The organism is Nocardioides sp. NPDC054178, assembly GCF_055585005.1.
In genome coordinates, this window is record NZ_JBVJKY010000004.1 from 381,390 (window position 1) to 392,757 (window position 11,368).

Sequence of the window (11,368 nt, forward strand, 5' to 3'; positions counted from 1 at the left end):
ACCGACCGGACCGACCGACCGCCCCCGTCCCGAGGAGCCACCGATGAACTTCCACGTCCCCACGATCGACCTCTCGCCCTACCTCCTCCCCGGCGCGAGCGCCGGCACCGACCCCGCGTGTGCCCGCGTGGCCGGGGAGATCGACCGGGCCTGCCGCGAGGTCGGGTTCTTCCAGATCGTCGGTCACGGGGTGGACGACGCCGCGGTCTCCGGCCTGAAGAGCGCGCTCGACGAGCTCTTCGCGCTCGACCTCGCCACCAAGAAGGAGTACCGGCGCGACCCGGGCGCCAACCGTGGGTACGCCCCGCCGAAGTCGGAGTCCCTCTCGAACAGCCTCGGCGTCGCGCCGGCGAACATGATGAACGACTTCTACGAGGCCTTCACCGTGGGCGCCGAACGTGACTGGTACGCCGGCATCGAGCTGCCTGAGGAGAGCTATGCGGCCAACACCTGGCCGGACGCCGCGGCAGGCTTCCGAGGCGCGGTGGAGACCTACCTCGGCGCGATCACCGACCTGTCCCGGGTGCTCCTGCGGGCGTGCTCGGAGAGCCTGGGCCTGCCGATCGACCACTTCGACCCCCTGGTCGATCACTCGATCGACGCGCTGAAGATGAACAACTACATCCTGCCCGAGGGAGAGATCGAGCTCGCGGGCGAGCTGATGGGCATGGGGGCTCACACCGACTTCGGCATCCTCACGGTGCTCTGGGCGGATCAGGTCGCGGGGCTGCAGGTCCTCGGCGAGGACGGCACCGGTCGCGAGACCTGGCACGACGTGATGCCCGCCGACGGCGCCTTCCTGATCAACCTGGGCGACGCGATGGCCAGGTGGACCAACGACCGCTGGAAGTCCACCCTGCACCGGGTGAACCCGCCGGTGGTCGACGGCCGGATCATCCGCCGCCGCTCGGCCGCGTTCTTCTTCGACGGCAACTTCGACGCCGTCATCGAGCCGCTTCCCGGCATGCTCGCCGAGGGCGAGAGCGGCTACCCGCCGATCACCGTCGCCGAGAACATCGCGGCGAAGGTCGCGGGGCTCAAGACCGGTCTGCAGACCGGTGCCTCGCCGGCCGGCGCCGAGCGTGAGGCGGCGAGGTTCCTCGCGGCCGCCGACGCGAGCTGACTCCGCCACCACCCATCGACTTGCCCAGACGAGCAGCGTCCCGGGGCACACCGCGCAGCTGCGCGGCCAACCCAACAGGAGAGAACGATGACGACCACCCCTGGCTCACCCAGCTATGAGCTCGCCGAGCTGCAGAAGGAGGCGCGGATGGGCGACCTCGGTGTCGAGCGCACCGACAGGACGATCCCGCGGATCTCCCTCGCCGATCTCGCCACCCGCCGCGCGGAGGTCACCGAGGAGCTGTGGACCGCCGCGACCGAGATCGGCTTCTTCCAGCTCGTCGACCACGGCATCCCGCAGGACCTGGTCGACGAGGCGTTCGCCTGGTCGGCCCGGTTCTTCGACCTGCCGCGCGAGGAGAAGGAGTCGCTGCCGTTGAAGAAGGCCGACAACGTCGGCTACGAGTTCTCCACCCAGGTGCGTCCCTCGGTCGGAGTCCCCGACCAGAAGGAGTCCTACCAGATCACCCGGTCCCGGATGGACGGCATGTGGCCGGCCGAGGAGGCACTGCCGGGCTTCCGTGCCTTCGCCCTCGACTTCGAGTCGCGCTGCTGGGCCGTGGCCATGGAGGTGCTCTCCTGCTTCGCGGACAAGCTCGGCTTCGACCGCGACTTCTTCGCCGAGGCGCACGACCCGACCAGCGCCTCCTACGCCTCGACCCTCCGGCTCATCCACTACTTCCCGCTGGCCGAGGAGCTCCGCGGCCTGCCCGGTACGTGGCGAGCCGGTGCCCACACGGACTTCGACTGCCTCACCCTGCTCTTCCAGCGGGACGGCCAGGGCGGCCTCCAGGTCTGCCCCGGCCGTGAGGCCGACGCCCAGGAGTGGACCCCGGTGATTCCCGGCGACGACGCGATCACCTGCAACATCGGCGACATGCTGATGCGCTGGAGCGATGACCAGCTGCTCTCCAACTTCCACCGGGTGCGTGTGCCGGGAGCGGGCGAGTACGCCGGGTCGCGTTATTCGATCCCCTTCTTCGCCCAGGCGAACGGCGAGGTGATGATCACGCCGCCGGGCGGGACGTACCCCTCGATCACCGCGGCTGAGTATCTCCGCCAGCGGGTCGCGGCCAACTACGCTGGCCCGAAGCGGTGACCGATGCCGTGGTGCTCGCTGCACCGGTGAGGAGTGAGATGACGTCAGGAAGCGGCCTGCTCGGCGACGCGGTCTACGCCCGTCTGGTGGACCTCATCTTCACCGGCCAGCTGCCGCCGCGGGCTCCGTTGAGCGTGCCTGCCCTCGCCACCCAGCTCGATGTCAGCCGCAGCCCGGTGCGGGAGTCGGTCCAACGCCTGATCGCCGAGGGACTCGCCGTCAACGTGCCGCACGCGGGGGCGCGGGTCGTCGAGGTCGACGAACGGACGATCGAGCAGGTGATGACGGTGCGGGAGCAGCTCGACGGCCTGGCCGCCCGGGAGGCGACCCTGAGAGCCACCGCGGCGGACGTGACCGCGCTGACGGCGTTCCTCGAGAAGCAGGCGGCCAACCTCACCGACCCCGGCGACAACCTGGCCGATGCCCGGCTCGACCTGGAGTTCCACACCGCCGTACGCGATCTCGCCCAGAACCCGATCCTCAGCGACGCGCTCCACCGCCTCGACACCAAGGCCCACCTCTACAACTCCGGGCTCTGGGCCGACCTGCGCAACCGCGAGCTCGCCTTCGCCGAGCATCGCCGCATCGTGGAGGCCATCGAGGTGGGCGACGCCGCGGCCGCCGCGCAGGCGGCGTCGTCCCATGTCGCCTCGCTCCTGGTGCGCATGCGGCGCCACCGCCGTCGGCAGTGACTGCTGCCCGGGTCAGCTGTCGCTGACCCGGGCAACGGTCGCCCGGCCGAGATCGGTCAGCGGACCGGAGCGCCCGGGCCGAGCGGGATCCCCAGCGCCCACCACAGGAAGAACAGCGCGGTCCAGGCCAGGCTCATCGCGATGGCCAGCGGCAGCGTGTAGGAGGCGAGGGTGCCGATGCCGGCGTCTTTGCGGTAGCGCTGCAGGAAGCCCAGGGCCATCACGAAGTAGGGGCTCATCGGGGTGATCGCGGTCGATCCGGAGTCGGCGATCCGGAAGAGCGCCTGGGTGGTCTCCGGCGGCACCGCGAGCAGCATCAGCATCGGCACCAGGACCGGTGCGGCGATGGACCACATCGCCGAGCCGCTGGTGACCATGATGTTGACGACGCTGAGCAGCGCCAGGACCAGCAGGAAGACCACCCACACCGGGATGTTGCTGGTCTCCAGGGCCTCGGCGGAGTTGACCGCGAGCACGTCGCCGAGGTGGGACCACTCGAAGTACGCCAGGAACTGGGCGATCGCGAAGAACAGCACCAGCACCGGCGCCATCTGCTTGATCCCCTGGCCCATCAGCGCCGGCACGTCACCGGCCTTGGTGATCGCGCCGGACATCGTGCCGTACACGGTGCCGGCGAGGCCGAAGAGCACCGCGACGATCGCGGCGATGCCGGTGAGGAACGGCGACTCGGTCAGCGACCCGTCCTCGCCGCGCAGGGGAGACGACGGCGGGATCACGACGGCGGCGACCACCACGATCGCGGCCAGCAGGGCGAGGAGCGACCAGCGCAGCGCCCGGCGCTCACGGCCGTCGAGCTCGAGGGAGCCGAAGTCGCCGTCGTCGGCGTCCTCGTCCGCGTCCAGGTCGGGCCGCTTGGAGAGGACGAACTTGGTCATCAGGGTGATCACCGCGGCCAGCAGGAGCGAGGAGGCGATGTTGAAGAACCAGTTGCTGACGGGGGAGACGTACGCGCTCTCGTCGACGATCTGGGCCGCGGCGGTGGTGATGCCGGCGAAGATCGCGTCGTTGGGCGTCGGGATCGGGCTGGCGTCGTACCCGCTGGCGATCGCGGTGTAGGCGACCACGATCCCGAGGATCGGGGAGCGGCCCACGGCCCGGAAGGCGAGGCCGCCCAGCGGGACCAGGATGATGTACGCCGCGGCCGAGGCCACGTGGGCGACCGTCCCGGTGAACGCGACGGCGAAGACCACCCAGCCGACGGGCACCCGGGAGATGCCAGTCTTCATCGCGGCGGTGAGGAACCCGGTGCGCTCGGCGACCGCGACGCCCATGATGACCACGACGATGGTCGCCATCGGCGGGAACTCGGCGAAGTTGGAGACCATCGTGGAGACCGCCATCGCCAGGCCCTCGCCGCTGAGCAGGCTCTGGACGACGACCTCCTCCCCGTCTCCGGGGGAGATGACCGAGACGCCGGCGGCGGCGCAGATCGCACTGATCACCGCGAGGATCGCGGCGAGGATCCAGAAGAGCCAGAACGGGTGCGGCAGGGCGTTGCCGACGCGCTCGATCACGCCCATGGCGCGGATGATCCACGGCAGCCTGTCGCTGCTGGTGGGAGTCGTGGTGCTGGTCATGGGAGTCACCCTTCGCTGGTGAGGCGGTGGCGGGAGAAGAAGTCCCAGATCACCGTCGCGGACTCGATGGTGTGGGTGACGTGGCCGCCACCGGAGTAGATGTCGCCGCCCGGCCAGACGTGGCCGCCGCCGTCGACGGCGACGTGCTGGACCTCGGCGTCCTGGTCGCACCCGGTCCACCGGGTGGTCGCGATGTCGCGGCGGGTGCGGGTGGTGGAGGTGGTGCAGCCGTTGTGCTCGGCCCAGCCCTGGACCCACTCAGGGATCGCGGGAAGGTCGCGGTCGGCGTCGCCCGCGTAGGGGATGGTCGCGTCGGCGACGCCGTGGATCTCCAGGATCGGCGTCGGCGGCGCCTCGGCGCAGCCGGTCCGGGCGCCGGGATAGAGCGCAGGTGCGACCGGGGCGACGGCAGCGAAGGTGTTCGGGAGCCGGCAGGCGAGCAGGGCGGCCAGGCCGGCGCCGTTGGACTTGCCGGTCGCATAGACGCGGGTCGTGTCGATGCAGTGGTCGGCCTCGATCGCGGCGAGCAGGTCGCGGGTGAAGGCGACGTCGTCGACGCCCGGGGCCTCATAGGGCGCGCCCTGCCAGGCCTTGCGGTAGCCGGACCCGGTGCCGATCGCGCCGTCGGGATAGGCGACCACGGCGGGCAGGTCGGAGAGCTCGGAGAAGCCCTCGACCTCGACGCCGGTGCTGCCGCGGCCGTGGTAGGCGAGGACCAGCGGCCAGTCCGCGCGCCGGTCGTAGCCCTCGGGCAGGCGGAGCACGTAGCTGCGCTCGAGGTCGCCGCTGGTCAGCTCGTACTTCTGGCTGCTGTCGGGCTCCTGCTCGGTGGGCTCGGTGCAGGGCGCCGGGGGGCGCTCCGCGACCGCTCGGTCCTGGGCCGAGGCGCGGGTCAGGGCGGAGGTGGCGGTCGGTGCCAGGGACAGCGCGGCCACGGCCGCGACCGCGACGGCCGGAGCCAGGAGGCGGGATTGTCGTGGGGACATGGGTGCTCCTTGGGGCGGATCGGTGCGTTTTCGGGTGTGCTGGATCGCCCGGCGACGCGGTGTGCGTCCCGGTCGGGTCCCGAGCAGAGGGGCGGGTGGCCTAGGTGTCGAGCCACTCCTTGATGAAGGCGACGATGCGGTCGGTGGCCTCGGCGAGGATGGCGCGGCCGTCCTCGGCGGTGGCGCGGCGTGGGTCGCCGAGCACGCCGGTGGGGGAGAGGCGGTCGTAGGGGAGGGCCACCGCGGGGTGGCTCACCGAGCGGGCCAGCCGGGCGAAGGGGTCGAGCTGGTCGGGCGAGGTGGTTCCCGGGGCGAGCAGGTCGCGGCGTACGAGATCGGGGGCGATGTGCAGCATCTGGGCGGTCTCGGCCTCGCCGCTGTGACCGGAGACCTGGCTCAGCTCCATGCCCGCCACGCTGTCCTTGGCCAGCACGGTCACCGGGGTCCAGGCGAGCTCCAGGTCGGGGCGGTCGCGCAGCAGGTCCTGGGCCAGCGTGCCGAGGGTCGCGTTGTTGCCGCCGTGCCCGGTCACCACGAGGAAGCGGCGCCAGCCGTGGGCGGCCAGGGACTCGACGTACTCGCGCACGAGGGCGGCGAACAGCGCCGGGCGCAGGCTCACCGTGCCGGCGAAGGCCTGATGGTGGGGCGAGACGCCGACCGGTACGCCGGGACCGATGACGACCTTGCCCGGAAGCGCCTCGGCGACGGCGTCGGCGAGGGCCTCGGCGCGGATCTGGTCGGTGGCCAGGGGCAGCCCGGCGCCGTGCTGCTCGAAGGCGCCGACCGGGATCACCACCACCGTCCCGTCCTCGGCCGCCCGGGCGGCCTCGAGGGTCGTCATCTCCGCCAGCCGCGCGGTCATCGGGCCTGCTCCGGGTCGGTGCCGAGGGTCGCCGCGATCGCCTCGCGGATCGCGAGCAGGTGCTCGCGGGTCAGGGCGGCTGCGGCGTCGGGGTCGCCGTCGCGTACGGCCTCGACGATGCGGACGTGGTCGGCGTGGTCCCGGTCGCGGTCGGTGTAGCGGTGCCGGATCTCGATCTGGTCGCGGGCCCTGACCTGGAGCAGCGCCTCGACGGTCTCGCGCAGCAGCAGGTTGCCCGAGGCGCCGGCGAGCGCGACGTGGAAGTGCAGCTCAGGCCGCTCGTCGGCGTACTGCGGCTTCAGCGAGTTGTCGGCGGAGAGGGTCAGTGCGGCCAGGTCGTCCTCGGTGCGCGCGGCGGCCGCGGCCGCCGCGACCGGGGGCTCGAGCACGATCCTGGCGTCGAGGAGCTCGAGGACCGACTCGCTGCGTGACTCCGAGACATGCGGGTTGACCAGCAGCCGCCGGTTCACCCCGCCGCTCACGTAGGTGCCCGACCCGTGCCGGAAGCGGATCACGTCGGTGGCCTCCAGGCGGCGCAGCGCCTCCCGGATCGTCGGTGTGGTCACCTCGAACCGCTTGGCCAGCTCGCGCGAGGAGGCCAGGGCGTCGCCCGGCTCCAGGCCCGCGGCCTCGATCATGGCGACGATCCCGTCGGCGATGCGTTCAGAGAGCGATGTTGTGTTGCTGGTCACAGAAAGTGACTAAATCACTTATTGAATTGCGCGTCAAGGACGCCGACGCTTGCAGACAGCTTGCGTAAAGCAGTTATATTCTTGCGTCCATGAGTAGACGTCTTGCCGACGCAGCGGCCCGTGCCCAGGTCTCCGAGGCGACCGTGAGCCGGGTGCTCAACGGCAAGCCGGGGGTCTCGGAGGCCACCCGGGAGCGGGTGCTGACCGCGCTCGACGTGCTCGGCTACGAGCGGCCGGTGAAGCTTCGCGGGGAGCGCGCCAGGCTGGTGGGCCTGGTCCTGCCCGAGCTGCAGAACCCGATCTTCCCGGCGCTCGCGGAGGTCCTCGGCGCGCATCTCGCCCAGCAGGGTCTGACTCCGGTGCTGTGCACGCAGACCGCCGGCGGCGTCACCGAGTCGGAGTACGTCGACCTGCTCCTGGAGCAGCAGGTGGCCGGCGTCGTCTTCGCCGGTGGCACCTATGCCCAGCGGGATGCGGACCACGCCCACTACGACCGGCTGGCCGGCCGCAACCTCCCGGTCGTGCTCATCAACGCGGCCATCGACCTGCCCTTTCCGCGGGTGGTCTGTGACGACGCCGATGCGATGGAGCAGGCTGCCGAGCACCTGATCGCGCTGGGGCACGAGCGGATCGGGCTGGTGCTGGGCCCGCGCGACCACGTCCCCTCCGAGCGCAAGCTGGCCGCCTTCCGTGCGGTCTGCGAGCGGACCGGCGTGCGCTTCGACGAGGAGCTGGTCGTCCGCAGCCTCTACTCGCTCCAGAGCGGACAGGCCTCCGCGGCGCGGCTGATCGAGCAGGGCGCGACCGGCATCGTGTGCGCCAGCGACCCGCTCGCGCTGGGTGCGGTCCGGGCGGTGCGGCGGGCGCGGCTCTCGACGCCCGCGGACGTGTCGGTGATCGGCTTCGACGACTCGGCCTTCATGGCCTTCACCGACCCGCCGCTGACCACGATCCGGCAGCCGATCGAGGCGATGGGCCGGGCGGCGGTCGACTTCCTGGTGAGCCAGATCGACGGCACGCTCGGGCCGGTCGACGAGCTCCTCTTCGAGGGCGAGCTGGTGGTCCGGCGCTCGACCGGTCCTGCAAGTCGGCGCGCAAAGTCCTGAAATTAATTACGCTCTGTCAAGTTCTTGCGCGGCTTCTGCGCCTGGCTCTACGGTCGCTGCACGCCGTCAGGGTGACGGCTGTCACACGAACGTGAGTCGCAGAGAACGGAGTGCCCGTGACCGCCACGGAACCTCGACGGAGCGAACCGGCACCGGCCGCGCTCCCGGTCTTCACCGAGCGCCCCGCCGACTGGTGGCGCTCCGCGGCGATCTACCAGATCTACCCGCGCAGCTTCGCCGACGCCAACGGCGACGGCACCGGTGACCTGGCCGGCGTACGAGCGCGGCTGACCTATCTGCGCGACCTCGGGGTCGACGCGATCTGGTTCACCCCGTGGTTTCCCTCGCCCATGGCCGACGGGGGCTACGACGTCGCCGACTACCGCGCGATCGACCCGGTCTTCGGCGACCTCGCCGAGGCGGAGGCGCTGATCCAGGACGCCCTCGAGCTCGGCATCCGCACGATCATCGACGTCGTCCCCAACCACGTCTCCGACCAGCACCGCTGGTTCCGGGCCGCGGTCGCGGCCGGGCCCGGCGCCCCCGAACGCGAGCGGTTCTGGTTCCGGGACGGCCGCGGTGCCGACGGCGAGCGTCCGCCCAACGACTGGACCTCGGAGTTCGGAGGCCCCGCCTGGACGCGGCTGACGTCGCCCGAGGGCGTTCCCGAGCAGTGGTATCTCCACCTCTTCTCCGCCGAGCAGCCCGACCTCAACTGGCAGCACGAGGACGTACGCCGCGAGCACGAGGAGATCCTGCGGTTCTGGTTCGACCGGGCCGTCGCCGGGATCCGGATCGACTCCGCCGCCCTGCTCGCCAAGGACCCGGACCTCCCCGACGTCCCCGTGGACCCGCGACCGGGCGAGCACCCCTACGTCGACCGCGAGGAGCTCCAGGAGATCTACCGTGGCTGGCGCCGGATCGCCCAGGAGTACGGCACCGACCGGGCCCTGATCGGCGAGGTCTGGCTCCCCGACACCGCCCGGTTCATCCGCTACCTGCGCCCCGACGTCCTGCACGCGGCGTTCAACTTCGACTTCATGACCGCGCCGTGGGACGCCGAGGCGCTGCGTACCTCCATCGAGACGACGCTCCGCGTGCACGGCGAGGCCGAGGCACCGGCCACCTGGGTGCTCTCCAACCACGACGTCACCCGTCCGGTGACCCGCTACGGCCGCGCGGACACGGCGTTCTCGTTCGAGACCAAGCGCTTCGGCACGCCGACCGACCGAGCCCTCGGCGAACGGCGGGCGCGGGCGGCGGCGATGCTGGCGATGGGGCTGCCCGGGGCGTACTACCTCTACCAGGGCGACGAGCTGGGCCTGGACGAGGCCGACATCCCGCCGGACCGGGTCCAGGACCCGATGCACTTTCGCAGCGGCGGGGTCGACCCCGGCCGGGACGGCTGCCGGGTGCCGCTGCCGTGGAGCGGGGACCGGCCGCCCTACGGCTTCGGTCCGCCGGGCGTGAAGACCTGGCTTCCCCAGCCCGAGGGCTGGGCGCACCTGACCGCGCAGGCGCAGTCGGCCGACCCGCGCTCGATGCTCTCGCTGCACCGGATGGCGCTGCTGATCAGGCGTACGCACCCCGACCTCGTCACCGGTGCCTTCAGCTGGATCGACACGGCCCCCGGCATCCTCGCCTTCCGCCGTGGCCTCCACTTCGCCTGCGTGGTCAACCTGACCGACACCCCCGTGGAGCTGCCGAGCAGCGACCACGTCTGGCTGGCCAGCTCGCCGCTCGAGGCGGGCCGGTTGGTCCCCGACGCCGCGGTCTGGCTGCGGCCCACGACCTGAGACCCATCACCTCGAGACCCCACCACCACATCGGAGGAGACAGACCATGAGAACCACTCGGTTGCGCAGCGTCGCGCTCGCCGCGGTCGCGGCTGTCGCGCTCGGCTCGCTCGCCGCCTGCGGCGAGACGTCGGACGACGGCGACGGCGTCACCATCACCGTCGAGGGCTGGCGCCCCGGCGACAAGCAGGCCACGATCGACGCCGTCAAGGAGCAGGCGGCGGCCTTCCACAAGGAGCATCCCGACATCACCGTGAAGCCGGTGGAGTGGCAGTGGAACGCGCAGACCTTCCCGGCCCAGCTCGCCGGCGGGACGCTGCCGATCTCGTTCCGGGTGCCGTTCACCGACACCAAGGGTCTCGTCGAGCGCGGACAGGTCGCCGACGTCGACGCCGAGGTCCGCGAGCTGCCCTACTTCGACCAGCTCAACCCGACCGTGCTGGCCGCCGCGCAGGGCACCGACGGGAAGGTCTACGGGCTGCCGTCCGACGTCTACTCCAACGCGCTGCACTACAACCGCGACCTGTTCACGAAGGCCGGTCTCGACCCCGACAAGCCGCCGACGACGTGGGAGGAGCTGCGCGCGGCCGCCAAGCAGATCCACGACCGCACCGGCGCCACCGGCTATGCCGAGATGACCACGGGCAACACCGGTGGCTGGATCCTGACGACCCTGACGTACGCCCTCGGCGGGCGGATGGAGACGCAGGACGGTGACACGTTCACCGCGACCGTCGACAACCCGCAGACCGAGCAGGCGCTGCAGCTGCTGCACGACATGCGCTGGACCGACAAGTCGTTCTCCGGCAACACCGCCTACGACTGGAACAGCATCAACCAGGCGTTCGCGGCGGGGAAGGTCGCGATGTTCATCAGCGGCTCGGACGTCTACAACTCCCTGGTCACCACCGCGGCGATCGACCCGGAGACCTACGGGCTCACCGCGGTCCCGATGGGCGACTCGGCCGAGGCCGGCGCGCTCGGCGGTGGCTCGGTCAACGTCGTCAGCGCCAAGGCGAGCGACGCCGAGGCCGAGGCGGCGGTGGCGTGGGCGGACTTCTACCGGGTCCGCAAGTACACCGACGAGGACGCGGCCGTCGCCGACGCCAAGACCCAGACGGCGGCCGAGCAGCCCGTGGGGACGCCGACCTTCCCGATCTTCGACGAGGCGTCCTACACGACCTACCAGGGCTGGGTGAAGGACTACGTCAACGTGCCGCTGGAGCAGATGACCGGCTACACCTCGCGGATGTTCGACCTCACGCTCGTCGCCGAGCCGCCCGCCCAGACGCAGGCCGTGTACGGCGCGCTCGACCCGGTCGTGCAGAAGGTGCTCAGCGACGAGAACGCCGACATCCCCGCGCTGCTGAAGGATGCCGACGCCTCGGTCCAGCAGATCCTGGACAAGGGGTGAG

10 protein-coding genes are annotated in these 11,368 nt (G+C 71.4%); 6 read left to right on the top strand and 4 right to left on the bottom strand.

Annotated elements, in window-relative coordinates; all coding sequences use genetic code 11:
- The first annotated feature begins 43 nt into the window (after positions 1 to 43).
- From ACZ6WN_RS17735 to ACZ6WN_RS17745, 3 genes are all read left to right on the top strand, one after another.
- Positions 44 to 1,123: an isopenicillin N synthase family dioxygenase gene (locus tag ACZ6WN_RS17735; RefSeq protein ID WP_465866363.1), complete on the top strand. Its 1,080-nt coding sequence runs from the start codon at positions 44 to 46 to the stop codon at positions 1,121 to 1,123.
- Between the two features lie 87 nt (positions 1,124 to 1,210).
- A complete protein-coding gene (locus tag ACZ6WN_RS17740; protein WP_465866365.1) occupies positions 1,211 to 2,221 on the top strand; it encodes an isopenicillin N synthase family dioxygenase in 1,011 nt (336 codons plus the stop codon).
- 38 nt (positions 2,222 to 2,259) lie between these two features.
- Complete coding sequence (locus tag ACZ6WN_RS17745; protein ID WP_465866367.1) at positions 2,260 to 2,913, top strand: GntR family transcriptional regulator; 654 nt, start codon at positions 2,260 to 2,262, stop codon at positions 2,911 to 2,913.
- Positions 2,914 to 2,969: 56 nt separating this feature from the next.
- Here the strand turns inward: ACZ6WN_RS17745 and ACZ6WN_RS17750 are convergent, their stop codons facing one another.
- The 4 genes from ACZ6WN_RS17750 to ACZ6WN_RS17765 form a co-directional block, all read right to left on the bottom strand.
- Positions 2,970 to 4,511: an AbgT family transporter gene (locus ACZ6WN_RS17750; RefSeq protein WP_465866368.1), complete on the bottom strand. Its 1,542-nt coding sequence runs from the start codon at positions 4,509 to 4,511 to the stop codon at positions 2,970 to 2,972.
- Between the two features lie 5 nt (positions 4,512 to 4,516).
- A complete protein-coding gene (locus ACZ6WN_RS17755) occupies positions 4,517 to 5,497 on the bottom strand; it encodes a CE1 family esterase (protein WP_465866370.1) in 981 nt (326 codons plus the stop codon).
- Positions 5,498 to 5,597: 100 nt separating this feature from the next.
- Complete coding sequence (locus tag ACZ6WN_RS17760) at positions 5,598 to 6,359, bottom strand: creatininase family protein (protein WP_465866372.1); 762 nt, start codon at positions 6,357 to 6,359, stop codon at positions 5,598 to 5,600.
- Complete coding sequence (locus ACZ6WN_RS17765; RefSeq protein ID WP_465866374.1) at positions 6,356 to 7,051, bottom strand: FadR/GntR family transcriptional regulator; 696 nt, start codon at positions 7,049 to 7,051, stop codon at positions 6,356 to 6,358. Before ACZ6WN_RS17765 ends, ACZ6WN_RS17760 begins: the two co-directional genes overlap by 4 nt.
- 89 nt (positions 7,052 to 7,140) lie before the next feature.
- Between ACZ6WN_RS17765 and ACZ6WN_RS17770 the strand changes: the two genes are divergently transcribed.
- The 3 genes from ACZ6WN_RS17770 to ACZ6WN_RS17780 all read left to right on the top strand — a co-directional run bounded on the left by ACZ6WN_RS17770 (position 7,141) and on the right by ACZ6WN_RS17780 (position 11,367).
- A complete protein-coding gene (locus ACZ6WN_RS17770) occupies positions 7,141 to 8,157 on the top strand; it encodes a LacI family DNA-binding transcriptional regulator (RefSeq protein ID WP_465866376.1) in 1,017 nt (338 codons plus the stop codon).
- A gap of 116 nt (positions 8,158 to 8,273) precedes the next feature.
- Positions 8,274 to 9,953, top strand: coding sequence for a glycoside hydrolase family 13 protein (locus ACZ6WN_RS17775; RefSeq protein ID WP_465866378.1), 1,680 nt, complete (start codon positions 8,274 to 8,276; stop codon positions 9,951 to 9,953).
- 46 nt (positions 9,954 to 9,999) lie between these two features.
- Positions 10,000 to 11,367 (top strand): ABC transporter substrate-binding protein, encoded by a 1,368-nt coding sequence (locus ACZ6WN_RS17780; protein ID WP_465866380.1) that lies wholly within the window; start codon positions 10,000 to 10,002, stop codon positions 11,365 to 11,367.
- Position 11,368: the final 1 nt, after the last annotated feature.